General features: G+C 45.8%; 25 protein-coding genes and 1 other annotated feature. Of the genes, 22 read left to right on the top strand and 3 right to left on the bottom strand.

The annotated features are described in order from the left end of the window. Nucleotides 1-116 precede the first annotated feature (116 nt). The 5 genes from BLP63_RS02860 to epsC all read left to right on the top strand — a co-directional run bounded on the left by BLP63_RS02860 (nucleotide 117) and on the right by epsC (nucleotide 4,424). Entirely contained in the window at nucleotides 117-1,013 is an 897-nt protein-coding gene (locus tag BLP63_RS02860) for a diacylglycerol/lipid kinase family protein (protein ID WP_092589375.1), read from the top strand. A 61-nt stretch (nucleotides 1,014-1,074) separates the two neighbouring features. Further along, complete coding sequence (mscL, locus tag BLP63_RS02855) at nucleotides 1,075-1,467, top strand: large-conductance mechanosensitive channel protein MscL (RefSeq protein ID WP_092589374.1); 393 nt, start codon at nucleotides 1,075-1,077, stop codon at nucleotides 1,465-1,467. Nucleotides 1,468-1,613: 146 nt separating this feature from the next. Continuing rightward, nucleotides 1,614-2,564: a nucleoside hydrolase gene (locus BLP63_RS02850; protein WP_207646400.1), complete on the top strand. Its 951-nt coding sequence runs from the start codon at nucleotides 1,614-1,616 to the stop codon at nucleotides 2,562-2,564. 78 nt (nucleotides 2,565-2,642) lie between these two features. Then, nucleotides 2,643-2,858, top strand: a binding site (T-box leader). 73 nt (nucleotides 2,859-2,931) lie between these two features. Next, nucleotides 2,932-3,852, top strand: coding sequence for a cysteine synthase A (cysK, locus tag BLP63_RS02845; RefSeq protein WP_092589372.1), 921 nt, complete (start codon nucleotides 2,932-2,934; stop codon nucleotides 3,850-3,852). Further along, nucleotides 3,852-4,424 carry a serine O-acetyltransferase EpsC gene (gene epsC / locus BLP63_RS02840; protein ID WP_092589371.1) on the top strand — a complete coding sequence of 191 codons (573 nt, stop codon included), beginning with the start codon at nucleotides 3,852-3,854 and terminating at the stop codon, nucleotides 4,422-4,424. Before cysK ends, epsC begins: the two co-directional genes overlap by 1 nt. Nucleotides 4,425-4,495: 71 nt before the next feature. Here epsC and BLP63_RS02835 read toward each other — a convergent pair whose 3' ends face one another. Genes BLP63_RS02835 through BLP63_RS02825 form a run of 3 tightly spaced genes read right to left on the bottom strand, consistent with a single transcriptional unit; the run spans nucleotide 4,496 to nucleotide 8,045 of the window. Next, entirely contained in the window at nucleotides 4,496-6,322 is a 1,827-nt protein-coding gene (locus BLP63_RS02835; protein ID WP_092589370.1) for an ATP-binding protein, read from the bottom strand. A 22-nt stretch (nucleotides 6,323-6,344) separates the two neighbouring features. Next, on the bottom strand, nucleotides 6,345-7,598 hold the full coding sequence (locus tag BLP63_RS02830; protein WP_092589369.1) for an ABC transporter substrate-binding protein: 1,254 nt from the start codon (nucleotides 7,596-7,598) through the stop codon (nucleotides 6,345-6,347). A 15-nt stretch (nucleotides 7,599-7,613) separates the two neighbouring features. After that, the gene (locus BLP63_RS02825; protein ID WP_092589368.1) at nucleotides 7,614-8,045 is read right to left on the bottom strand and encodes an Lrp/AsnC family transcriptional regulator; all 432 of its coding nucleotides are present in this window, start codon (nucleotides 8,043-8,045) and stop codon (nucleotides 7,614-7,616) included. A 159-nt stretch (nucleotides 8,046-8,204) separates the two neighbouring features. Between BLP63_RS02825 and BLP63_RS02820 the strand changes: the two genes are divergently transcribed. The 17 genes from BLP63_RS02820 to BLP63_RS02745 all read left to right on the top strand — a co-directional run bounded on the left by BLP63_RS02820 (nucleotide 8,205) and on the right by BLP63_RS02745 (nucleotide 23,931). Continuing rightward, nucleotides 8,205-9,602 carry an oxaloacetate decarboxylase subunit alpha gene (locus BLP63_RS02820; protein WP_092589367.1) on the top strand — a complete coding sequence of 466 codons (1,398 nt, stop codon included), beginning with the start codon at nucleotides 8,205-8,207 and terminating at the stop codon, nucleotides 9,600-9,602. A 319-nt stretch (nucleotides 9,603-9,921) separates the two neighbouring features. Continuing rightward, entirely contained in the window at nucleotides 9,922-10,062 is a 141-nt protein-coding gene (locus BLP63_RS16785) for a hypothetical protein (RefSeq protein WP_170829249.1), read from the top strand. 109 nt (nucleotides 10,063-10,171) lie between these two features. Then, nucleotides 10,172-10,573, top strand: a complete 402-nt coding sequence (locus BLP63_RS02815; protein WP_092589366.1) for a hypothetical protein — start codon at nucleotides 10,172-10,174, stop codon at nucleotides 10,571-10,573. 158 nt (nucleotides 10,574-10,731) lie between these two features. After that, nucleotides 10,732-11,643: a hypothetical protein gene (locus BLP63_RS02810; RefSeq protein WP_092589365.1), complete on the top strand. Its 912-nt coding sequence runs from the start codon at nucleotides 10,732-10,734 to the stop codon at nucleotides 11,641-11,643. A gap of 2 nt (nucleotides 11,644-11,645) precedes the next feature. Further along, entirely contained in the window at nucleotides 11,646-12,821 is a 1,176-nt protein-coding gene (locus BLP63_RS02805; RefSeq protein WP_092589364.1) for a CpaF family protein, read from the top strand. 79 nt (nucleotides 12,822-12,900) lie between these two features. Then, entirely contained in the window at nucleotides 12,901-13,590 is a 690-nt protein-coding gene (locus BLP63_RS02800; RefSeq protein ID WP_170829248.1) for a type II secretion system F family protein, read from the top strand. A gap of 125 nt (nucleotides 13,591-13,715) precedes the next feature. Further along, nucleotides 13,716-14,297: a hypothetical protein gene (locus BLP63_RS02795; protein ID WP_139159758.1), complete on the top strand. Its 582-nt coding sequence runs from the start codon at nucleotides 13,716-13,718 to the stop codon at nucleotides 14,295-14,297. A 2-nt stretch (nucleotides 14,298-14,299) separates the two neighbouring features. Beyond that, complete coding sequence (locus BLP63_RS02790) at nucleotides 14,300-14,512, top strand: Flp1 family type IVb pilin (protein ID WP_139159757.1); 213 nt, start codon at nucleotides 14,300-14,302, stop codon at nucleotides 14,510-14,512. Next, the gene (locus BLP63_RS02785) at nucleotides 14,509-15,690 is read left to right on the top strand and encodes an FHA domain-containing protein (RefSeq protein ID WP_092589360.1); all 1,182 of its coding nucleotides are present in this window, start codon (nucleotides 14,509-14,511) and stop codon (nucleotides 15,688-15,690) included. The genes BLP63_RS02790 and BLP63_RS02785 overlap by 4 nt, the downstream gene beginning before the upstream one ends. 250 nt (nucleotides 15,691-15,940) lie before the next feature. Continuing rightward, entirely contained in the window at nucleotides 15,941-16,549 is a 609-nt protein-coding gene (locus BLP63_RS02780) for a TetR/AcrR family transcriptional regulator (RefSeq protein ID WP_092589359.1), read from the top strand. A 62-nt stretch (nucleotides 16,550-16,611) separates the two neighbouring features. Beyond that, nucleotides 16,612-17,712, top strand: coding sequence for an efflux RND transporter periplasmic adaptor subunit (locus tag BLP63_RS02775; RefSeq protein WP_092589358.1), 1,101 nt, complete (start codon nucleotides 16,612-16,614; stop codon nucleotides 17,710-17,712). Nucleotides 17,713-17,717: 5 nt separating this feature from the next. Next, the gene (locus BLP63_RS02770) at nucleotides 17,718-20,792 is read left to right on the top strand and encodes an efflux RND transporter permease subunit (RefSeq protein ID WP_092589357.1); all 3,075 of its coding nucleotides are present in this window, start codon (nucleotides 17,718-17,720) and stop codon (nucleotides 20,790-20,792) included. Nucleotides 20,793-20,909: 117 nt separating this feature from the next. Continuing rightward, entirely contained in the window at nucleotides 20,910-21,449 is a 540-nt protein-coding gene (gene hpt / locus BLP63_RS02765) for a hypoxanthine phosphoribosyltransferase (protein WP_092589356.1), read from the top strand. Beyond that, complete coding sequence (locus BLP63_RS02760) at nucleotides 21,446-22,036, top strand: flavodoxin family protein (protein ID WP_170829247.1); 591 nt, start codon at nucleotides 21,446-21,448, stop codon at nucleotides 22,034-22,036. The genes hpt and BLP63_RS02760 overlap by 4 nt, the downstream gene beginning before the upstream one ends. A gap of 147 nt (nucleotides 22,037-22,183) precedes the next feature. Further along, complete coding sequence (pduL, locus tag BLP63_RS02755; protein ID WP_092589354.1) at nucleotides 22,184-22,753, top strand: phosphate propanoyltransferase; 570 nt, start codon at nucleotides 22,184-22,186, stop codon at nucleotides 22,751-22,753. A 12-nt stretch (nucleotides 22,754-22,765) separates the two neighbouring features. Then, nucleotides 22,766-23,431, top strand: a complete 666-nt coding sequence (gene deoC, locus BLP63_RS02750) for a deoxyribose-phosphate aldolase (protein ID WP_092589353.1) — start codon at nucleotides 22,766-22,768, stop codon at nucleotides 23,429-23,431. A gap of 119 nt (nucleotides 23,432-23,550) precedes the next feature. After that, nucleotides 23,551-23,931, top strand: a complete 381-nt coding sequence (locus BLP63_RS02745; protein ID WP_092589352.1) for a hypothetical protein — start codon at nucleotides 23,551-23,553, stop codon at nucleotides 23,929-23,931. Nucleotides 23,932-23,970: the final 39 nt, after the last annotated feature.

The following is a 23,970-nucleotide window of genomic DNA, read 5'->3' as shown; positions in this document are numbered from 1 at the left end:
AAATAGTGGCGTCTGGTCATTTTTTAAGGACATGGTATAATGTCAGTACAGATGTCTTTTGCAGTTCAGTGAGCAAAATGACGCATCCGTGAAATAGAGGGGAGTAGGCCAACTTTATGGATTACAAAAAAATTGCATTGGTGTACAACTCCTATTCGGGAATGCACAAGCCATCCTGGAAATTAGAACCTTTGATGGCGTTCCTGGAAATGAAGGCTGAGGTTGAGTTAATAGATGTCGCAAAAGGCATTGACATTGAAGCTGAAGTTTCAAGGGCTTGCCAAGCTGGCGCGGAGCTGATTATAGCCTGCGGCGGTGATGGAACCGTCCATAGCTCTGCCAACGGGATTCTTAAGGGAAATTCAGAAGCGGTACTTGCCGTGCTTCCTTTTGGAACGGTGAATGACTTTGCTTCTGTCTTAGGGATGAAGGATAAAATTGAACATTTTATAACTGTGCTGGAAAAGGGAACGACAAAGAAGATAGACGTTGGAATTTGCAACGGGCTTTACTTCATTAATGTCGTTGGAGTAGGGGCATTTACGGATGTGGGCTATGCCGTGCCCAGGCCACTGAAGAAATTGTTTGGCCGCTTGGCATACCTGGTTTATGGCATCAAAGACAGCCTGAAATATTTGAAAGAGTCTCACCGGGTTAAGTTGGAAATCAATGGTGAGGTCATTGAAGAGGACCTCACTTTATTTACAGTCACGAATTCCAATTCTGTAGGGGGCTTCAGGAATTATGCCAGGCCTATTGAGCTGGATGACGGGAATTTATACCTCATGGTGATGAAAAAGTCGTCCTTTATGCAGGCGGTAAAGATTGTTATGAACTACATAAATACGCAAAAATTCGCTGGAGAGACCATAGTGTATTACCCGGTAAAGCATTTAAAGGCCTCTTCCATGGATCTCATGAAAATTGATATCGATGGTGAAGAAGGGGGCAGGCTCCCCATAGAAATCAAAATTTTGGAAAAAAGAATGAATGTCTTAATGCCAAAAGAATAAACAGGATAAATATGGGTATATCGTCCACTAACATTAACTAATGTGGTAGAGGAGGAGACTCATGTTAAAGGAATTCAAAGCTTTTGTGCTAAGAGGCAATGTTGTTGATCTCGCGGTCGCAGTCGTCATTGGCGGCGCATTTGGCAAGATCGTCACCTCACTCGTCAACGATCTCATAATGCCTTTGATAGGATTGGTTTTAGGTGGTGTAAGCTTCGCGAATCTCAAGTATGTGATTACGCCGGCTTCAGAAGGCGTGGAAGAAGCCGCTATACGTTATGGCGCCTTCATTCAGTCCATGGTGGATTTTGTGATCATTGCTTTTGCTATCTTCCTGGTAGTCAAGCTGATCAATCGAATGAGGAAAAAGCAAGAGGAAGCGCCTTCTGCGCCACCTGAGCCACCTCGTCAGGAAGTCCTTCTTGAAGAGATCAGGGACTTACTCAAAAAGTAATGAAAAGTTGCAGAAGTAACTGTTGAATAACATGCAGTGAAGTAAATCAGTCAAATAAATCAAGGCACAGAAGGTGTGGTCCAGGAAGTTGAGGCAAGACTTTCTTCAGCACACCTTCTTTCTTGTTGCAAGAGAGGATGAAAAATTTGACAGTTGCAGGATTCATCAGAAAGAAAAAAGTGATTTTGGATGTGGATACCGGCATTGATGACGCGATTGCCATCATGCTGGCTCTGGCTTCGCCAGAGCTTGAGGTTATTGGGATTACCACAGTTTCCGGGAACATTGATTTGGAGTCGGCAACGAAAAATACGCTGAAGGTTTTAAAGCTGATTGGAAGAGAAGCGTTACCGGTTTTCAAGGGGGCGCTGAAACCTTTGTGGCGTTCAATAAGGTATGCCAAAGAAGTTCATGGGGACTGCGGCTTGGCGGGACAACTGGCAGAGCTTCAGCCAGGCGAACCAAGCGAGGTTGATGCGGGGACATTTATCAAGTCTCAGTTAGAGCAGTATCCCGGTGAGATCACTTTAATTATGACCGGACCTGAAACCAATTTAGGTGTGCTGTTGATGCAGGACCGTGATTTGGCTTTAAAATTCAAGGAGATCATAGTCATGGGAGGCGTCGCTGAAGGGCGCGGCAATGAATCTCCGGTGGCGGAATTCAACATTGCCATAGATCCGGAGGCTGCGGATCTTGTTTTTCACAGTGGCGCGCCACTGACTATGGTGGGACTGGACGTCACGCGTAAGGCGCTGCTTCGGAAGACGGATATTGACGCGCTGACTGCAAGCCCGGATATAAAGAAATTTGTAGATCAGGTCACAATGGAGTACCGCCAAAGATTTTTGGCAATCAACGGCTTTGAGGCGTGTCTGATGCATGATCCTTTAGCTGTTGCCGTGGCAATTGACCCATCACTTGTAAAATGCATCCATAGATATGTGGGAATTGAGACAGAAAGCCGCTATTGTGACGGACAAACAGTTTGTGATTTTGATGGCCGCTGGGGAAAGTCACCTAACGCTCAAGTGTGTATAGGTCTGGATGCAGAGCGATTTATTGAGCTTTTAACCACCAGACTGAATCGTTATTAATATTTTCAAAAAAAGCTTTGACTTTTTGAACGAGAGGATTTAAAATACGTATTAAGTAGAATTCATATTAAATCAGTCGGAAATACGTTGACGAAGGAAAGTAATGTTGACAAGTCTTTTCAGAGAGAGGGTGTCGGTGGGAATCCCTTATGACGGTCAGTGTGAAGTGCCCTTCTGAGTCGCGCACCGAAAGTTGAGTAGGCTGCGCCGGGTTCTCCCGTTACAGGGATCAGGCATGAAAGTGTCCCAGAGTTAAAGTTAGAGTGGAACCGTGGAGCAAACTCCACCTCTATGCACAGTCAGTGCATGAGGTGGAGTTTTTTGTCGTCAGTTAAAATGTCAGGCAAGTAAGAAGGGAGCGCAGAAAATGATTTATAATTCATTGCTGGAAATGATTGGTCAAACCCCTGTAGTAAAATTAAATGCTATGCCTCTTTCACAAGGTGCAGAGGTTTACGTAAAACTTGAAGGAAAGAATCCAGGTGGCAGTATCAAAGACCGGGCAGCCCTCGGAATGATTGAGGATGCTGAGAAAAAAGGGAAACTTAAGCCGGGGATGACTATTGTCGAACCGACCAGCGGCAATACTGGCATTGCCATTGCCATGATTGGGGCTTTGAAGGGCTACAAGGTCGTGATTATCATGCCTGAGACCATGAGTATTGAGCGGAGAATCATCATGAAAGCTTACGGCGCTGAGATCCTTTTGACAGAAGGCGCGAAAGGCATGAAAGGTGCCATTGAAAGAGCGTCTCAGCTGAAAGAGGAAGATGACAATGTCTTCATACCAGGACAATTCTCAAATCCGGCGAATCCTGATATGCATTATAAGACAACAGCCCAGGAAATCCTTAACGATTTTGAGCGATTGGATGTCTTTGTAGCCGGTGTTGGAACCAGCGGTACAATCAGCGGTGTTGGGAAGCGTTTGAAAGAAGAGCGTCCTTTCATAAAAATTGTCGCAGTTGAGCCGGCGAATTCGCCAGTCATAAGCGGCGGACAGCCAGGATCTCACAAGATTCAGGGGATTGGCGCCGGATTTGTGACGGCGCTTTACAATCAGGATGTGGTGGACCAGCTTATGACGGTGGAAGATGATGACGCTTATCAGACAGCTAATCGATTGGCCAGGGAAGAAGGCTTGTTTCTGGGCATTTCTGCTGCAGCCAATGTAGCAGCGGCCCTTAAGATTGCGGCTGAACTCGGGCCGGATGCCAAGGTACTGACAGTGGCGCCAGACAGTGGAGACAAATACCTGTCTATGAATGTATTTAGGGGTGAAGCATAATGTTCAGAAATATAAAAGCTTATTTGGAGACAGTAAAAGAACGTGATCCTGCAGCGCGATCCAATCTTGAGATTATTCTTCTTTACCCAAGTGTACATGCTGTTGGTCTGTATAGAGTTGCCAATTGGCTGTATCGCCACAAACGTTTTTTTTCCGCGCGTTTTATCTCTCAATTCGCGAGGTTCATGACTGGCATAGAAATTCATCCGGCTGCGACAATCGGCAAAGGTCTGTTCATTGATCACGGCATGGGTGTCGTTATTGGTGAGACCACTGAAATAGGGAATTACGTGACCCTTTATCAGGGCGTCACTTTGGGTGGCACTGGCAAAGACAAAGGTAAACGGCATCCTACTATTGGAGATGATGTGGTCGTTGGTTCCGGGGCGAAAATTCTTGGTCCTATAACTGTATCCTCTGGAAGTAAAATTGGCGCGAATTCTGTCGTGCTTCACAATGTTGAGTCATTTTCAACAGCGGTTGGCATTCCAGCCCGCATGGTACGCAGGGGACAAGTCATAGAAATTGACAAATATAAAGAAACCGAAATTTATAATCATATGGTCATTTAATCCTGAGTCAGAACAGCGATAAAGGGAATCCTATTCCAAACGCCATATAGGTGGTTGGATCAGGATTCCCTTTAATTTTTGGACAAATCTTGGGTTTTGATTTCTGAGAGTTCAAGGCGAACCAAACGCCCTCGGTCATAAAATAAGCTTTTGCCGCTTGAGGGTTTGTGATACTCTTCTGACATAGTTAGGGGCAGCTGGAGTCTGTAGTGCATGCCACTCGTGCCCGAGGCATAAATTGGGCTGAGCGTTCCGCCGTGCAGCTCAATAAGCTGCTTGGAAAGATAAAGACCAAAGCCTGCGCCCTCTGACTTAACGGAAAACTCCGACTCGAGCTGATGGAATTTTTGGAAAGCCCGCTGTACTGAATCTTTAGGAATGCCAAGGCTGTTGTCTTCAAAGTCAATGAAAAGACTTTCATTGCCACTGGAAAGTTTCAGTTGTATGCAAGGTTTTTGATCGTTGAATTTGAAAGCGTTGGAGATCAGATTCAGGATTATTCGGTCCAGCTCATAGGGATCGACTATTGCTTCGAGTGACTTTAATGAAGTTGAGAGATGAATATCAAGGGCTTTTGGGTCAAGAACCTCGTTAATCCATTTGATCAGCTCGTTGAGCTCAAGTACGAGATCCACGCGCTTCAGGTCGAGGGTGTAGTCTTTGTTTTCAAGATGATTTGCGTCAATCAGATTATTTATGACGCGAAGCAGTCTCATACTGTTATTTTTAGCTATGCCGGTGTACTTGGAAAATTTGTCTGCGGAAAGTGTGCTGGATTGGGTCAGTACACTGCGCTCTGCGGCATTGACGGCGTTCAGGATCAGACTGAGCGGCGTACGCAGCTCGTGGGACAAATTGATATAATATTCATTTTTATAGCGTTCTTCGTTGATCAAAGCCGTCCAGAGCTCTTCGTTGGCATAGTTAAGCTGATTGAGCTCAGCGGCCTGCTTTTCGACATCCCGTTCAAGATGGTAGCTTCTATAGGAGAACGCAAAGGTTGCAGCTGCAGAAATCAGAAAGAAATAGTTGAATAGGGACAGCAGATTTGATTCTTCACTGTTGCTTTCAGGTATGGAAATCCATGTCTTGACCAAAGTTTGAAGTCTGCCGGATTTCTTAAGGCTTTGAATAAAATTATTAAGCTCGAATTGAAGCAAAATATCACTGGCGCTAACAATGAATGAGTTTTCTTCTAAATAGAGTGTCGTTTCGAGTGCCTGGATCTCCAAGGCGTTTCGTTCGCTCAACAATAATAGTCCAATCTCTTTGGGCATGAAAGCCGCGTCGTATTGATCTTCCAGAAGGCCCTCCAGCGCTGAGTCGTGATTTGGCATGGGCATCAAGCTGTTGCGGGTTGACTTGTTTTCCAAGAATTTGTCTAAATTATCATTGCTCCTGTATCCTATGCTAAGCTTGCCTGAATCCTCAAGAAATAATGATAAAAAATCAATTTTTTCCGCTGCGGATTGCTCAACAAAGAGTGTATAGGAATGGATATAGAAAGGTTCTGTCAATCTCGTAAGCTCAGGGGCAGAGATTCTGTTCCCAGAGTAAATGACATCATAGCTGTCCGCGGATATGAGACGGAGCTGCTCAGTATTTAAAAGCTCAAACTGAACGGTATACCCAAAGGACTCAGAAAATTCACGAAGCAGGTTGACAGCCAAACCATCCGGCATACCATTTCGGTTGATAAACATTAATGGGTAATCATCATTCAGACCCACAACTTTAAGGTTTTTTTGATTCGCCGTCACTTCGGCAGCACTGAAAGGCGCTGTTGTGTTGAGATCCAAAGGCGTGATTTCCTGGCTTGATGAGAAAGCAGCTGACGCGCTCCAGAAAGCCAGAATGGATATGATGAGAAAAAATATTAAATTTGTGAGGAACTTCAAGGGCCCCCTCACTTCCTCTCTTCTAATAAAGCAGTCTTGGCAGCAGTGATTCGAGCATCATGACGGCAGCTTCAGGTGTCTGTTCACCTTTTAATGTATGGTGAATCTGGTTCTGAAGCAGGAGCGAGAGCTCGTCATAATTCGCGACTTTAGGTCTTGGTCTGGATTGGTTGAAATAGTCAAGCATAGTTTCCAGAAACGGCATACGCTCCAAAACTTCCTCATCCGAGTACAGCTCAATTCTGGAAGGGATATAGTTATATTTCAAATTAAGAAGCTTTTCGTTTTCATAAGTCGTCAGAAATTTGATCCATTGAACAGCCTCTTTCTTGTGTTTTGAATCCTTTGAGACCATATACATCCAGCCGCCAAGTGCGCCATAAGAGGCGTGACCGGGTTTTGTGCTCGGAAGGGGTGCCACAGCGATTTTGTCTTTAAGCGCCGGCGCTTCGGAGAGCTTTCGCCAGCCTGTAGGCCAATCTCTCATAAAAATGAGGTTGCCTTCAATAAACGCCGCTCTAAGGTCACCGCTTGAATATGTCAAAGAAGCTTCTGGAACGATTTTGTAGCGGCTGATCATGGACTGCATTAAATCAAGTGTTTCCGCTACACCCGCGGCATTAATCCTATAAGGCGTTTCAGAGGTGTCGATCTCATAGCCGCCAGACCATAACATTTCAAAAAAGCTGCAGGTTAATCCCTCAAAGTTTTTCCAGGAAGCGGAAAATCCATTGAGCTCCGGTGCCTGTGCCTTTATTGCAGACGCGGTGTCAATGAGCTCTGCATAAGTTTTTGGAACAGGGTAACCGTACTTCATCAAAAGATCTTTTCTATAAAACAAGACGCCCGAATCAATTCGATAAGGGATTCCATAAAGCTTTCCGCCGACCGTAGCTGAATCGATTGAGCCTTTTAGATAACCGCCAATTTCATCCTCATTAAAATAGTCATCAAGATTCGCAACCCAATCTGATTTAACAAAAATTGACGGCCAGGTGACATCAGCGTCCAAAACATCAATGGAACCGTTTTGAAGAGAAAGCTGGCTGCTGATAATGGCATATTTGTCATTGGTGTCGTCTGGAAGTTGGACATAGTTGATCTTGATTCTTGGGTTCTCATTTTCGAAGACGGCAATGACATCCTCCATGACACCCAGCTTATCCGGGTGGGCGTAAAATTGTAAGGTTACCGTGCGGTTAAAAAAATAATAGAAGTTGACCGCAATGGCTGAGGTCAGAATTAAAGCCAAGAGGATGATGTGATTTTTTTTCATGTATTCGCGACGCTCCTATGGCAATATGGGTTTTCGATCCAGCGGACTGGACAATACTATGGTGGTCCGGGTATTTCCTAATTGCTGAATGCGGTCAAGCAGCTTTTCCAACTCAATGGTATCCGACAGCAGAACTTTGATAGTCATGCAGTCTTCACCTGTCAAGTGATGACATTCGACAATTGCAGGATCATTGTTGACAAGCTGCAGAAATGCCCTGTGCTGATTGACCATCATTTGAACATTGATAATGGCAAATACACGTTTCCCAAGCAGCTTTGGATCGACGACAGCAGCGTATCCCTTAATGATGCCAGACTCTTCAAGGCGTTTTACCCTTTCGCTGACAGCGGGAGGTGAAAGTGCCACAAGGTTGCCTAATTCTTTCATGGATATGCGGCCATCTGTTTGTAAAATTTCAAGAATTTTAATATCTGTAGTGTCCATTTTTTGCCTCCTCAAAAAACGAAGGAATTTTTGAAATTACCTAATTAATGAAAGCCATCACTATATTATCACTTTTCAAAACAAATGTACATTATTCAAATCGAGTGATAATATCTTGTTAAAGAGTGTTTTTGATTTTATTGAGGAGGCAATAATGTTATGACCCCCGTTAAAATAACTGAAACTGTATTACGTGACGGACACCAGTCCCTGATCGCAACAAGGATGAAAACAAGTGAAATGCAGCCTATACTTGAAAAGATGGATTCTGTAGGGTATCACGCCATGGAGGTTTGGGGCGGTGCTACTTTTGATGCCTCCCTTAGATTTTTGAATGAGAATCCATGGGACCGGCTGCGTTTGATTCGTAAGCACGTAAAAAACACAAAGCTGCAAATGCTGCTTCGAGGTCAGAATCTGCTTGGATATAAAAACTATCCGGATGATGTTGTCAAAGAGTTCGTTAAGCACGCGGTGTTCAATGGGATTGACATCATTCGGACCTTTGACGCTCTCAACGACCTCAGGAATATTGAAACAGCCATTCTTGCCACCAAAAAAGAAGGGGCACATGCCCAAGCGGCGATCTCTTATACGGTGTCTCCTGTTCATACCATTGAGTCGTTTATTGTCCTGGCAAAGGACATGGTTTCCATGGGCGCGGATTCGATCTGCATTAAAGACATGAGTGGTCTCTTGACGCCTTTTACAGCCTACGAACTCGTCAAGGGCCTGAAAGCCAGCGTTGAAGTTCCTATTGAAGTGCACTCCCATTGTACGAGTGGCCTTGCGGACATGACTTATTTGAAGTCTATTGAAGCTGGGGTGGATATTATAGATACGGCAATATCCCCTTTTGCTTTAGGAACATCTCAGCCTGCCACAGAGGCCATGGTAGCTATGCTCAATGAAACAGACAGAAAGACAGGCATTGACCTCAACATTTTGAATGAAGTCGCGGAACATTTCGCGCCAATGCGGGAAAGGGCGCTTGAAACAGGCCTTATGGATCCCAAGATATTGGGAATGGACATCAATACGCTGGTATACCAAGTTCCAGGCGGAATGTTGTCAAATTTGGTTTCTCAGCTCAAGCTCCAAAATGCCTTGGACAAATATGCGGACGTTCTGAAAGAGGTTCCAAGGGTCAGAGAGGACCTTGGGTATCCGCCTCTGGTGACGCCAACGAGCCAGATTATTGGTACCCAGGCAGTATTGAACGTCATCACTGGCGAACGGTACAAAATGGTGCCAAATGAAGTCAAGGCATACGTCAAAGGGATGTATGGCAAACCCGCTGTCCCTATTAAAGATGAGATCATTAAAAAAATTATTGGAAATGAAGAAGTTATCACCTGCAGGCCGGCAGATTTACTCAAACCTATGCTTGAAGAAAAAGAGAAGGAAATTGGCATGTATATTGAGAATCCTGAAGATGTACTCACCTATGCACTCTTTCCGCAGGTGGCGCTCGACTTTTTCAAACTTCGGATGGCTGAAAAATACCGGATTGACAATACTGTTGGAAGTCAGGAAGAGAACGTTTACCCAATATAAGTGTATCTGATATAGGGTTATCTGAATGGTTCATCTTAAATTGAATGTGGCCCAAAAATGAAAATGAAAAGGAAATTGGCGCAGTGTGGCTGGAAACAGTTTGGCAACCTGCCCCAATTTCTTTTTTTTTCTGAGGGTATGTGTATAATAGAAGAGGGAGGTGAGTATGGTGATTGAAATTCAACCTCAAGTACTATCGTTTCTCAAAAATTCAGGCAAAAATGAGTTGGTGGTTTACAGGACGACTGAAGGCAGCTGCTGAGCAATTCATGATCTGACCCTGGTCAGGGTCGGCGGATTGCGCCAAGGTGAAGGAGAGATGTTTGAAGCCTTTGAAGCAGATGGAATAACGGTATGGCTGGATACAACGCTGGAACAGTCTGAGCATGTGGTCATTCGAATGGCGGATTATGCCTCGGATTTGCCGGACCGCGACTTGGTCGCAGATGGCGTTTTCTAATTTGATCTGTGAAGCTTATGCGGCTGAGACTAAAAAGATAATTTATCAAAACGCGTTCGTTAATGTGTAAAAGTGCTGGAACGCAATAAAAAAGATCATGGGGGTCCATATGGCCGGAGAGAAAAAGACGGAGCTGTCACCGCAAGAAAAAAAGGCGCGGCGTACCCAGGCTCGAGTTAGGGAAAATCAAGCACGACGCGCCGAACGGGAAGCGTTGGCAATGCAAAAATGGTCGGTTATGCGGCAAAAGGGCATGTTGCACTATGTGATTAAGCAAGGCCTGTTCGCATGGACGCTGATGACAAGTGTCATTTATATATTGCTGCTGGGCGTCTCGCTAAAATTTCAATTTACCTCTGAGATTTGGCTGCAAATAGGCGCGGCGGTACTTTTTTTCGCCATAGGCGGCATTCTTTTTGGCTTTGCGACGTGGTATCTTTCAGAGTCCAGATATAAACGCCATATGGCGGCTAAAACAGGAAAGAGAGACGCAAAAAAAACGAAAAAATAAAGTAGCTTTTCAATAAATGAGGAAGCTCATCTCAATGTAATCAAATCTTTGATTTCATTGAGATGAGCTTCCTCTTTTATTTAATTCAAATAATGTAAAAATATGGTTGATTTTCTACGCGCATATGGTAATATAAGGAAAAAGGAGGTGGGAAGTCTTTGTCCGTTAGTCTCTATTATCCTAATTCTGAATATTTGGCAGCTCTGGAACTTGCCTCTCTATCCTATGATTTGATTACCTTTAGGCTGAGGCTGTTTTCTGATGAAGTACTTTGGCGAAATTCAGTTCTGGCAGAAAGTTTTTCGGGGATTGCCGCAGCGCCGCGTTCTGTTCTCGAAGCTACTCGGCTGAACGAAAGTACAAAGGTTATAGTGCTGACAGAACAGTACTGCTCAGACACTAATGCATTTTGTATTTATGATCCCATTGATAAAATGAATCAGCTGGTTTGGAGCATGCTCTCCGTGGAAGGACTTTTTAGTGAAGATCGTGGTCTTAACTGCCTGTTTTCATTCGCGGCATATCATCAGCAGGGACATAGCTTTGCGTCACTAAAATCTCAGTTGAGGCTTCACATGCCTTTGGCAAGTATAGTAGATGTGACCTCTTTGACGGGTTTGACGTTCCAGGCTGATGGCGAGCTCTCTGATTGGCTTTGGCAGGACGCCAAAAGTGCGTTGAAGGAGGGTAGGTGCTATGCTTTGGCTTATAATCCGCAGGACCTTATAGTGACGACTATGCCTGAATGGAAAGAAAAGCTTGCGAGTGCTGTACAGCGCGCAGTCCATCCTATTTGGTTCTGGTGTGGCGCAGAATGGGGGACGCTGCTGTTTAAGCTCATGCCACAAATTAAAAGTTTGTGCTGGATCTGTGAGCATCCCAAAGACTTTGAACTGGCTGAAAAATGGATGTCGTTCATTAAGTCTCAGCAATCCGGGACTGCAGGCTATTTGATTTCGCGAAGAGGTTCTTATGACTCGGACGATTTTATAAGAAAAGGCACACTGGATGGCAGATTCGAATCCATTGACGACTATGTGCGTTTTGCTGCGACAGGGGGGAAACTGTAAGCTTGGCAGTTCTGGAAAATGAAGAAGCACTTTTCGAAAGGCTGTGCAGTGACCTTGCTGACCGTCTCAGTGATGAAGCGGGTGTTGAAACAGGGGTTAGGCAGAATATTGAAGCTTGGATAAAAGGGAACAAAGCATTGTCCACGCTGAGCACCATAGAAAAAATCAGTCTGTCAAAAATTTGGCTGAGGCGGATTGAGGGCTATGATTTTCTCGAGCCCTATTTGAAAGACCCCGAAGTTACAGAAATCATGGTCAACGGGCCAGACAAAATATTTGTTGAGACAAGAAATGTCATTAATCAGGCTGAATACCGTGTGTCAGGTGAAAGGCTCAGACAGTTAATTCAAAAAATGGTCTCAGAGGTGGATCGCCGCGTCAATTTTAGGGACCCTATTGTAGATGCGAGGCTTAAAGATGGCGCAAGGCTGAATGTGGTCATGCCTCCCATTGCACTGGACGGACCTTATTTGACAATCCGTAAGTTCAGAAAAGACCTATTGTCGCTTGAAGCACTCCGCGACAGTGGTATGATGGATGATCAGCTTTTTGGATTTTTGAAGGGCGCTGTCTTTTGCCGTCAAAATCTGATTATCAGTGGTGGAACGAGTTCCGGCAAGACTACGCTGCTCAACTGTTTGAGCCGCTGTATTCCCGCAGTGGAAAGAGTGATTTCAATTGAAGACAGCGCTGAGCTGAATTTAAGTGAAATTGAAAATCTGGTCAGACTTGAAACGCGCCCGCCAAATACTGGAGACGGGCTGGAGATTACCATGTCTGATTTGATCCGTACAGCCTTGAGAATGCGGCCTGATCGAATGATTGTTGGTGAGATACGAGGGTCAGAAGCACTGGATATGCTGCAGGCGCTAAATACAGGACACGACGGGTCCATGTCCACAGGGCATTCGAATTCAGCAGCAGATATGCTGGACCGAATTGAAGCAATGGCAATGATGGCTGGACGCAGCTCATCAGAAGGGATTCGACGTCAAATTGGCTCCGGTGTGCACTGGGTCATACATTTGAAAAAAGATGCGGATGGCTCAAGAAAAATTCAAGAGGTGATCAGAATAAAAGGTTTTGTTCAAGGTGCGGTGGTGTTTGAGACTATTGTCTCGGAGGGATTTGTCATTGAGAATATGCAGGCGTTTGATCAGGTGCGGCTGCATGGTTAAGCGCTTCAAGTGGATCAAACCTGTATGGTACAGCACTGCGCCAACAGGGATACGCCTTAGGCTTTGGGGTTTTTGGATCATGGATAGTATGATTTCTACCTGGATCTATTTTGCGCATCCCGGTTTCCTGTTGCCAGTTCTTGTGGTTAAACTGCCAGCACTCAGTTTACAGGCTCAAATGATCGCTGTGAAAACAAGGGAGACATTTTTATCAGATTTTGCGAAATTTTTATCTGCCCTTGCTGCCACGGCTTCTACAGGAAAGTCACTGCACGGTGCTTTTGATCAAACGGTGAATGAATTTTCTTCTCCATGTTCAGCTCTGGAAATAGAGCTGCGGCGTCTTCGTCAATTGATGTCGCTGGGCACCCCTTGTGCCACAGGTCTCGAAAGGATGGCTATGAAATTTGGACTGGATGAGGCGGCGGATCTCGCTTCACACATACAATACGCGGAAACTTACGGATATAGCATGCCTGACGTTTTAAAGCGTTCATCAGATTGGATTGGAGGTCAGATACGCCATAAGCGGCAGATGACGAGTCAAATGACTGAAAAGGTAATGGAATTCAGGCTGACTTCCAAAATGCCGCTGCTGATTTTGTTGATTCTCAATATCACCTATCCGGATTATTTAAGCGCACTTTATACGACGACAAGGGGAAGAGGGCTTGTCTTGATTGCAGCGGCTTCTCTTGAAGCCGGAGTATTTCTGTTTGACCGAACACGGCTGAATCAGCTCAAGTCTAAGGGGTTGATGGGATTTTAAAACGATTTGCAATAAATGGTCTTAGAAAAACAGTATTAAAGTATAAAATGTTGGAAAATACATACCGTAGTTATGGCCTTGATATGGCGCCCGTCAAAATTATAAAGGAGGGTTTTCTGATCTGGGTGTCCTTTTGCGTCATGATCACTGGCCTGCGTCAAGTGTTGGTGTTATCATTTTTCACGACATTCCTTTTCATGCTGGCGGGTATGCTTCTCGTGCCTTTCGTTGTCTTGAAAGGACTGGAGGAGCGCCGCAATGTCAGAGGTGCCATACTCAATCAAGCGATTTATGGGATGACTTATCGTTATGGTTTACTCATACAAGGTGGGCACAGTTTAAGAAAAGCTTTGCTGATCGCTATGGAAAATGAAGCGGAGACCCTTATGTCTTTTCCCGCCTGGCGTCAGACAAGGCTCCGCCTGATTCAAGGTGGGGATTATGAGGCGGCGGTCATGCCGCTGATGGTTTTAGAGCATCAAGGGACAAAAAACTGGGCGAGAAGCTGCCTTTATGGCGAAAGAAAATCAGAAGAAGACGTGGTAAAAATGCTTCATGACTGGATGGAGGCGTTCAGAGCGGACGCTCAGCAGTCTGAAGCCACACAACTGGTGACTGGTCAGCTATGGTTGATGATGCCAGCTTTTTTTCAATTTGGCATTTTGATGGTTCTGCTGATCAGTCCAATTTTTATGGGAGGGTTATAAACATGAAAAGACTCTATTCAAGATCATCTGACGCGCTGAAAAACTGCCGGGGGCTCGGAACGGTAGAGCTGGTCGTTCTTGTCGTTGTGCTGATAGGTCTGGCTTTGCTCTTCCGAACTCAAATTACAGAAATTATGACTGGAATTCTTGACAACATTGATACGGAAAATATCACAATTCAGACCAGGTTGCTGACAGCTGGAATCATGATATGATGCCTGAGCTTGTAAACGATGGACAGTCACGTCTGTTCAGATTTGAGACCGCTTACCAAACGCTGAATTTATATGAAATGAATGTGCTGAACCGTCATCCAGAGCGACCGTACATAATTCCATTGCTAAGGGAACGGGACGAGGAAACGCAGCTGATCTTTGCGCTTCGCAGCCATATGACATTGGATCAGTGGCTGAGGCGATTCGCGTCAGATTATCATGACCTGCTGGCTTTAATTGAAGCCCTTGCGGAGCTGCTGGAACAAGCCTCCAATCATTGTCTGAGACTGGAGCAGTTTTGTCTCGAGCCCTCCCGCATTTGCTATCATACGACAAAAAAAAGGGTCGAACTGATCTATCTGCCTCTACGTCATACGGCATCGAGTTTCGAGCAGCAGTGGATCAAGATGCTTCGCGAACTTGAGGTTATGTCAGCCATGAGTTTAAAGCCTGAGGGCCGGGAGGCGTATCTAACCTTCATTGCTGAGGCGGGAGGACGTTATGAACGGCGGGAAGCCTACTTGAAATGGATTAAGCAATGGTTTGCTGCTGACTATGAAAGAAGAGTCCCAACTGAAGAAGTTGTTGTTGAAGGACAACGCAGCATTGATTTTTTATCAGAACAAAAGACCATTATTGAAAAGGACGGCTTTGTCAAGCCAGTTGCGGGGTTGTCGCTCCCATCAGCAGAAAAGCTGAAGCTCGGCCGTTCTTTTGTTAAAATGTTGGGCAAGTTCAGAAAGAATGGCGCCGAAGCGGTTATCGCGGACCAATTCAGAACAGAAGAGATCAAGCATGAAAAGCCTGAGGTCCAAAGGCTCGAGGTCTCATCCTTCAGGCCTGAATTTGTTGGTACGACGCTGCTGTCAAACCAGGAACAGCCCAAAGGGCAGCTCATTTTACAAAATCAGCAGCCCTGCAGGGTGTTTGAGCTGACAAAACCTGTCACGCGAGTTGGAAGGAATAAAGTAGTTTGCGACGTCGTCATTGACTATGATATTACCATAGGCAGGCTTCATGCAGAGGTACACCGAATTGATCAGGGCTATTTTCTTAAGGACTTGGATTCTTTAAACGGAACTTACTTAAATGATCAGCGATTGGAATCACAGACGCTGTATAAGCTCAAGGGGAATGATGTGCTCCGTTTGTCAGAACTCGAAATACTATTTTTGTAATCCGGTAGGCAGACGTGTCAGCACACTTCTCTAAGATCATCCAATACAAGAAAAAATATGGCACTTGTAATAGTCTTTAGCCCTTAACCCTCATTCCTTATGGACTCGCAGCCGTACGCTGAGACACAGAGGGGGGGCTTTTTTATTTTGGGTCTGCAGAGCTTTTGATGTTGGTTTAAAATGGATGCAATGTTGTTGAAATGTCAATTAGCGGGTATAATTAAACTAAAAATGAACAGGAGTTTATCATATGCAGGTTTTAAAAGACCAAGTCAGAAACCGAATCATCACATCTGCAAAATCCGAATTTCTGGAAAAAGGCTTTGCCCACGCTTCAATGAGAGTTATTGCAGAGAATTCAGAAATTACAGTTGGAAATATTTACCGTTATTTCAGTTCAAAGCAATCTTTGTTTGAGGAAGTCGTCCGTCCTGCGTACCTGAGTTTAAAAGGACTTCTTGAGTCCATTCAGATCAATGAGGAAATCCCCCTTCCGCCTGAGCGTTACCAGGTGATCAGGGAAAAATTTGTCGGTGAGATTTCTGACGCTATATCAAAGTATCATGGTGAGATTCTCATTTTGTTCAATGGCACGGCGGGAACAAATTACGAAGATGCCATAAACGAAGTGTCGAAATTGATTTTTGATGTGCTGGAGAAATATGTGATGGTGCCACTTGCAAGCCGCAAATCAGTCCAAAATTTAAAAGCGCTTGGCCGATTGATTTCCAATGGCCTTGTTGAGGCCATAAATGACCTGCTGCTTAGAGTGGACAACTCAGAAAAAGAAATTCTCGTCAGCGAGCTTAGGACAATTATTGACTTTTATTTCCGTGATCTCGTGACCAGATTTGATTAAATAACCAGGACCTCCGTGACTTCAGTCGCGGAGGGTTCAAAGACGAAAGAAGGCAAGCAGTCATGACTAAGACCAAAATTCTAACTGCGGTGTTGATGCTCTTTATTGGAGTGATGGGCACCGCTTGCACGCAACTGGAAATTACTAGTACAGGACCAGTCAAACAGCCTGTTGAAGTCATTGAAATAAAGCATGAAAGCTATGACCTGAAGCAGATGTTCAGCGGAAGAATCAGCGCGGATTCAACAGAAGCACTGAGCTTTATGTCTTCTGGAAAAATCGCTGAAATTAATGTAAAGGTGGGGGATTCCGTTAAGAAGGGCGCATTGCTTGCACGACTTGACAATCAGGCTCAGAGCAGCGGCGTCAGTGGCAGTGCAGCTCAAATTAAAGCGGCTGAAGAGAGTGCCGCAAAAGCAAGGCTATCTTTAGAACATTTGGAGAAGACGCTTGAGGACATGAAGGCGCTCTATGAATCAGGCGCTATTTCAAAGGCTGAGCTCGACGGCGCTGAGCTTCAGGTTTCAGTAACCAGGTCGGATTTAAAGGCGGCTGAAGCCCAAATTCAAGCTGCGCGGGCAGGTTACAGCCTGAATAGCACTTACTTAAGGGATACTAAGCTTTATGCGCCAAGAAGCGGAATCGTCTTTGAGGTGTTTTATGAAACGGGAGAAGTGATCTCCGCTGGTTATCCGGTACTCATGCTTGAAGGCCAGGCCATGACAGCGGTTTTTGGCATGTCTGCGGCACAAATTTTAGAAGATGATTTTGAGCGGGAAGTAGAAGTCATTTATAACGGGGCGGTTTTCACAGCGCCCATCACCAAGATTTCCAAGCTGCCGGATGATGTGACTCAAACTTATGAAGTTGAAGTGACTCTGCCGGCAGGCAGCTATCTTATTGGATCGACAGTGGAGATCTATGTTCTCCAGGGCGAGGTTCGCGCTGTCAAGCTGCCTATTGATATTGTCCTCTCTGGAGAAAATGATTTTGTCTATGTTGTGGAAGAGGGAAAAGCCGTAAAGAAAAACGTCGAAATAATAACCGTTCAGGACAATCAACTATATGTTGAGGGGCTTGAGGACGGGGACCGAGTTATAGTCAAAGGCATGAAACTGGTAAAACCGCTGGATGATGTTGAAATCATCAGCGCTTTGAGGTGACGGCCATGAGACAATGGATTCACGCGGCAATAACGAACAGAAAGATTACGCTGTTTATATTGATGCTGCTGATCATGACGGGCGCCTTCAGCTTTTACGAAAGTCCAAGGCAAGAATACCCGGAAATCAATGCGCCTGTGGCTATGATCACCGTGATCTATCCAGGGGCCTCTCCAGCAGATGTTGAAGAGAGAGTGACCACAAAAGTGGTCAGCACGCTTGAGGAAATAGAAGGTTATGATTACGCCTATACCTATTCTTACAACAGCGTTTCCGTTACATTTTTGAGACTGGTTTATGGAACGGATGTCGACGCGGCGTGGCAGGACCTTGAGGACAAAATGGATGATCTTCAGCCAGAGCTTCCGCCTGAATGCCAGGCGATCCAGACGAATACAGACCTGGTGGAAACAGCAGGGCTGATGGTCACACTAACAGGAGAGAATTACAGCTATAACGAGCTTAATGATGTGGCAATTCAACTTAAAGACGCGCTGAAAGGCATTCAAGGCGTGAAGCGTTTTGAAATTCTTGGAAAACAAGAACGGGAAATTGTGGTTGAAGCAGATTACAGAAAGCTCAACGATTTGGGGATTTCCATGAGAGAACTTTATGGCCTTCTTCAGGCTCAAAATGTGGAGATCCCTTCTGGGCAAATTGAGGCGCAAGGCGCTAAGGTGAACCTAAGAACTTCTGGACGTTTAAAAAATCAGGAGGAGATCCGCAACTTGGTGGTTGGCGTGTCGCCTCAAACGGGTCAGACTGTATTTTTAAGGGAAATAGCAGAGGTGTCTTTTCGGGATGCGGACACCGCCTATAAAATTTTACAGGACGGTAAAAATGCGATTCTGCTGACGGGGTATTTTCAAAAAAACAAAAATGTCGTACTGGCAGGTGAAGAAGTTAATGCAGTCATAGACAGCTTCAAGGCAAGTATGCCAGAGGATCTGGTCATAGAAAGCGTACTGGATCAGCCGGAAAACGTCAGGCAATCTGTAAATACATTCATGGTTAACCTGCTGCAGGGCGTTGCCTTCGTCTTGATCGTCGTCCTGCTTGGCATGGGTCTTAAGAACGCGTTGATCGTTTCGACCGCAATCCCTGCTTCAATCATGATCTCATTCATTTTCATGGGTTTTTTTGGCATTGAGCTTCATCAGATCTCAATTGCGGCTTTGATTGTCGCCCTCGGTATGCTGGTGGACAATGCCATTGTTATCATTGACGCCATTCAGGTACGGCTGGATGAAGGATTGGAACGGGAGGAAGCTTGTATCAGCGGCGCGAGGGAGGTTGCAGTTCCTGTCCTGACGTCGACACTCACGACTATCGGCGCCTTCTTGCCTTTTATGCTGTTGCCTTCGATCGCCGGGGAATACATTGCGAGTCTGCCAAGCATCATTATGATTTCACTCTCAGTATCCTATTTGGTTGCGATTTTGGTCATCCCGTCGCTGGCTTATATGTTCCTGGGGCCGTCCCGGAAAAAGAGCGGGGGCAAAGGCGTCATCCGACTATTTTTTGAAAGGGCACTGCTTGCGGCATTCAGATTCAGGGCGCTGACACTGGTGCTGGTTCTCGCGACGCTGGGCTTTACGGTCTATGCCGCACTGTCATTGAATCTCAAGTTTTTCCCATATGCAGACACTGACAGGATTTACATTGATTTGCGGTCTGAAAACGTGAGCTCAATAGAGATCACCGAGGCGTTGGTACAAGATGTCCATAAAGTGCTAAGCCAGGACCCGCTGATTTTATCAGAGACAACTGCTGTTGGCGGGGGCCTGCCCAAATTTTACAATACGTTGCCCATTGTACCTAACTCCAACGACAAAGCCCAAATGATGCTCAGGATAGATATGGCTGCCCTTGAGGCCAAGGAAAGCGGCGCGGATCTGGAAGCTTATGCGGCAGCGCTGCAGCATGAGCTCGACCAGGTGCTGACGGGTGGACAAGTGTCCGTGAAGCTTCTTGAACAGGCAGAGCCCATTGGTGCGCCGGTGCAGCTCAGGCTCCTTGGCAATGATCTGGACCAACTGGGCGAAGCCTCAGAGCGTTTACAACAGCTGATTTCCAAGGTGGAAGGGACTGAGAAGACCGACACGGATTTCGAAAACAGGGTTTTTGAGTATGTCGTCAGGCCAGATCTTGTGCTCGCCGGCAGCTCAGGTTTGACACAATATGATCTTCAGAGTGAAATCAGTCTGGCCCTCAGAGGTCAGGCGGCCACCACGATACGGCTCGAGGATGGGGACTATGACGTCCGCCTTAAAAGCAACATCTCCAGTGTAGACGAGCTCAGAAGCTTTGGTATAAAATCCTCCGCTTCAGAACTGAAAATACCGCTTGGCGCAGTCGCAGATGTCGCGTTGGCCAGTGAGTATGCGGTTATCAAGTCCTATAAGGGAAATTTGGCCACCGTGGTCATGACGGATATTGCGCCAGGCTATAATGCTGTGGACATCCAAAGGGAAATTGTCTCGTTGATCGATCCTGTGGATTATCCTGGGATACAGTTTAAATTTGACGGAGAAAACGAAAAGATTGTAGAAAATTTTGGAAACATTGGCTCCTCAGCGGTGCTGGCTGTAATGCTGGTCTATTCCGTGCTGCTTTTTCAGTTCAGATCCTTTACGCAGCCACTGCTCATTTTATTGACTATTCCGCTCTCTGCGATTGGTTCGTTTTTGGGCCTGTATTTTCTGGGTTTTGACCTTTCCTTTGTAGCTATGCTTGGTATTGTGAGCTTGCTTGGCATTGTAGTCAATAATGCTATAGTGCTGATCGATTTTATCAACACAGAGCGGGCGGAAGGGAAATCCGTGAAAATCTCATGCATAGATGCAGTCGAAAAGCGTTTTCGCCCCATTATGCTGACGACCATAACGACAGTGATTGGCTTGGTGCCCCTGGCGCTTTCGGGGAGTGCGCTCTTTGTGCCTATGTCCGTGGCTTTGATGTCTGGGCTTATGGTATCTACACTTTTGACGCTGATCATTATCCCAATGGTTTATTTATGGACCCATCGCGACGCGGTGCCAACACCAGTGGAAGAAAAGCCTGTCAATGAGGCGCCTTGAATAGAGTTGACAGCTCAAAGCCTGGCACTGTGGATTTTCCGGTCAACAGGGTGGCGCTTTGGTAGGGATCAGGTTATAATAAAAATACGAGTCTAACTATAAAAATGAGGTGATCCTTTGAATCAAGATATCAAAGAAGTTTTAATCAGTGAAGAGGCGCTGAAACAGCGTGTCAGCGAGCTTGGCAAGGCAATATCTGAACGGTATAAAGGTCAGGAGCTTTTAATGATTGGTGTCTTGAAAGGCGCGAATGTCTTTATGAGTGATTTGATGCGGGCTGTAAGCGTTCCCATTCAGATTGATTTTATCGCGGCCAGCAGTTACGGCAGTTCGACGGAAAGCTCCGGGGTCGTCCGTATTGTCAAGGATTTGGATTACAGCATTGAAGGCAAGCATGTTATGATAGTCGAGGATATTATTGACACAGGCTTGACATTAAAATATCTTTATGACAACTTCTCTGCCAGAAAGCCGGCAAGCCTTTCCATTATCTCGCTCCTGGATAAGCCTGAGCGCCGCAAGGTCGAACTGACGGTGGATTATACGGGCTTTGTCATACCGGACGAATTTATTGTTGGCTACGGGATTGACTATGCTGAAAAATACCGGAATTTGCCATTTGTAGCGACGCTAAAAGCGGAGGTCTACACAAAGTGAAGCCCAAGCTGGTGATCCTCTTTGGCGGACCCAGGCCAGAGAAGAATACGGACCAGGCACTGGATTTGGTGTTGTCTGGCATCTCGATAGAGAAGTTCGACGTGACGCGCTTTGACCTTCGAAAAATGAAAATTCATCCATGTACAGGGTGCTATCACTGTGCTGAGTCAGGGCGCTGCGTCTTCAGGGACGACATGGACCTCATTTTGAAAGCGGTTAATGAAGCGGACGGCGTCATTTTGGCGACGCCGTTCTACTTTAATTCAGTCAGCGCTTTGACGAAAACAATGATTGACCGTTTCCAGGTGAAGTGGACCAGTAAGTTTATGCTGAAGGAACGTTCTGCAGAAAAGTCAAAGAAGGGGCTTTTGCTGGTGACCGCTGGCGCAATTCAGAAGAAAAATGAAAGTGACGGTGCCAGACTTGTTGCGGAGCTGTTCTTCAAATCTATCCGGTCAACCTTTGATGACTTCCTGTTTATTGAAGGGACGGATTCGCAGCCTGTCAGTGAACAGCTGGAGCGGCACTCCTGGCTGAGGGAAACGGGTGAACGCTTTTCTGAAGGAATTTTAGCGGCGCTGGTATAGTGTTCTTTAACGTATTTAAGCCGTACCTTAAGCTGTTGCCAAAGCCCAAAATGAAATTCTTTCGACCGCAACATTCACATTTGACAAGCGTCCTTCAATCTTGGATAATGAATGTATAGTGTATACAAAATAGGAGGTTGTTTTTTTATGGTTAAAGGTTATGTTCCAGTAGGTTTGTCTAACCGCCATGTGCATCTTAGCAAGGCACACATTGACATTTTGTTTGGAGAAGGCCACGAGCTTTGTGTTTTCAAGGATCTTTCCCAGCCTGGCCAATTTGCTTGCGACGAGAAAATTGAAGTCGTAGGGCCAAAAGGCGCTCTTACAATGCGCGTCCTGGGACCTGCAAGAAATGAGACCCAAATTGAGGTTTCCCTTGCGGATGGCTTCGCTCTTGGCGTTGTGCCTCCGGTCAGAGACTCCGGCGACCTCGAAAACAGCCCTGGCGCTAAGCTGGTTGGCCCTAAAGGCGAAGTGGTCATTGATAAAGGTATCATAGCTGCAGCGCGCCATATCCATATGCACACCTCTGAAGCGGAGCAGTTTAGCCTCAAGGATAAGGACATTGTATCCGTTAAGGTGGAAGGGAAGCGCGGATTGGTTTTTGACAACGTTCTCGTCAGAGTGCATCAGAATTATGCGCTCGAAATGCACCTGGACATTGATGAAGGCAATGCTGCAGGCATTAAAAACGGGGATAAGCTCGCCGTTATCTAAGGAGGTTTTTTAGTGAACCTTGCAGGTTACATTGATCATACAATTCTGAAGGCGGATGCGACGCGCGAGCAAGTTATACAGGTTTGTGAAGAAGCAAAAACCCATGGTTTTTGGTCAGTCTGTGTCAATCCTTATTACGTTTCCCTTGTCGCGGAAGCATTGAAAGGCTCGAGTGTCAGGGTGTGCTCTGTCATAGGCTTCCCTTTGGGCGCCAGCGTCACGTCTGTCAAAGCTGCTGAAACGCGGCAGGCTATTGAGGATGGCGCGGGTGAAATCGACATGGTCATCAACGTGGCAGCTCTGAAAAATGGGGATGACCAAGTCGTTCTACAAGATATTGAAGGTGTTGTTGCTGCCCTTCAAGGAAAAGCAATTCTCAAAGTTATTCTCGAGACATGCCTCTTAACGGATGCGGAAAAGATCAAAGCTTGCAAACTCTCCAAAGCTGCTGGCGCTCACTTCGTAAAAACCTCCACCGGCTTCAGTACGGGTGGCGCGACTGCAGAAGATATTGCCTTGATGAGGCGTGAGGTTGGCAGCGACATGGGTGTCAAGGCATCTGGCGGCATACGGAGCAGAGAGATCGCGCTTCAGATGATTGAAGCCGGCGCGAGCCGGATTGGCGCAAGCGCATCAGTCGCAATTGTTTTGGGTGAAGAAAGCCAGTCAACCTACTGAATCTTAAGAGTTATTAAAGAAGATCGCATGTTTGTCATGCGGTCTTCTTTAAATTTAATGCTTTTTTTATTGAATCGCGGCGCTCAACATATTAAAATGGCAACAAGGGAGTGAAGTAAATGTACCAATCATATTCAGGCTTAACAGGACTTTTGATCCTGATCGCTGTTGTCATCTTTACGTTCTGGATTATTTTCGCAGCTGGGAGCTTTTTGCTTGGAACCCCTATTGGTTTGGCCATTCTAACCTTGTTGATAGCAAGACATTACTGGAGAAGGCACCAGCTTCAAAAGGCCATGTACCAAGCGCAGGCACAGTGGCAGCAAACACCAGGCGGGTCAGGTTCAGGATTTGGGTCCTTTGGAGGCTTTGAGAATGATGGCGCCGGTAATGACGCGCGGCCCCATTCCGAATACGCGGAAGAAGAAACACATGAGGCCGGCGTGGACCGAACGGAATACAGTGCTGCTGAAGACGTACAGTATAAGGAAGTAGAATAAAACGGTGGCAAAATTGATCCAATAAAGCTGGTGCTAAGC

Origin of the sequence: Acidaminobacter hydrogenoformans DSM 2784 (assembly GCF_900103005.1) — a bacterium.
GTDB lineage: Bacteria > Bacillota > Clostridia > Peptostreptococcales > Acidaminobacteraceae > Acidaminobacter > Acidaminobacter hydrogenoformans.
Note: the sequence above shows the minus strand (reverse complement) of the source record. Positions and strands in the feature narration are given on the sequence as shown.

What these genes read in the sequence shown, in the direction of transcription:
- mscL (WP_092589374.1), top strand. Translation starts at nt 1,075, where the DNA reads ATGTTAAAGGAATTCAAAGCTTTTGTGCTAAGAGGCAATGTTGTTGAT.
- BLP63_RS02780 (WP_092589359.1), top strand. Translation starts at nt 15,941, where the DNA reads ATGCAGGTTTTAAAAGACCAAGTCAGAAACCGAATCATCACATCTGCA.
- BLP63_RS02815 (WP_092589366.1), top strand. Translation starts at nt 10,172, where the DNA reads ATGGCCGGAGAGAAAAAGACGGAGCTGTCACCGCAAGAAAAAAAGGCG.
- BLP63_RS02825 (WP_092589368.1), bottom strand. Translation starts at nt 8,045, where the DNA reads ATGGACACTACAGATATTAAAATTCTTGAAATTTTACAAACAGATGGC.
- BLP63_RS02785 (WP_092589360.1), top strand. Translation starts at nt 14,509, where the DNA reads ATGATGCCTGAGCTTGTAAACGATGGACAGTCACGTCTGTTCAGATTT.
- BLP63_RS02820 (WP_092589367.1), top strand. Translation starts at nt 8,205, where the DNA reads ATGACCCCCGTTAAAATAACTGAAACTGTATTACGTGACGGACACCAG.
- cysK (WP_092589372.1), top strand. Translation starts at nt 2,932, where the DNA reads ATGATTTATAATTCATTGCTGGAAATGATTGGTCAAACCCCTGTAGTA.
- BLP63_RS02800 (WP_170829248.1), top strand. Translation starts at nt 12,901, where the DNA reads ATGGATAGTATGATTTCTACCTGGATCTATTTTGCGCATCCCGGTTTC.
- BLP63_RS02860 (WP_092589375.1), top strand. Translation starts at nt 117, where the DNA reads ATGGATTACAAAAAAATTGCATTGGTGTACAACTCCTATTCGGGAATG.
- BLP63_RS02770 (WP_092589357.1), top strand. Translation starts at nt 17,718, where the DNA reads ATGAGACAATGGATTCACGCGGCAATAACGAACAGAAAGATTACGCTG.
- pduL (WP_092589354.1), top strand. Translation starts at nt 22,184, where the DNA reads ATGGTTAAAGGTTATGTTCCAGTAGGTTTGTCTAACCGCCATGTGCAT.
- BLP63_RS16785 (WP_170829249.1), top strand. Translation starts at nt 9,922, where the DNA reads ATGTTTGAAGCCTTTGAAGCAGATGGAATAACGGTATGGCTGGATACA.
- BLP63_RS02830 (WP_092589369.1), bottom strand. Translation starts at nt 7,598, where the DNA reads ATGAAAAAAAATCACATCATCCTCTTGGCTTTAATTCTGACCTCAGCC.
- BLP63_RS02775 (WP_092589358.1), top strand. Translation starts at nt 16,612, where the DNA reads ATGACTAAGACCAAAATTCTAACTGCGGTGTTGATGCTCTTTATTGGA.
- BLP63_RS02790 (WP_139159757.1), top strand. Translation starts at nt 14,300, where the DNA reads ATGAAAAGACTCTATTCAAGATCATCTGACGCGCTGAAAAACTGCCGG.
- BLP63_RS02745 (WP_092589352.1), top strand. Translation starts at nt 23,551, where the DNA reads ATGTACCAATCATATTCAGGCTTAACAGGACTTTTGATCCTGATCGCT.
- epsC (WP_092589371.1), top strand. Translation starts at nt 3,852, where the DNA reads ATGTTCAGAAATATAAAAGCTTATTTGGAGACAGTAAAAGAACGTGAT.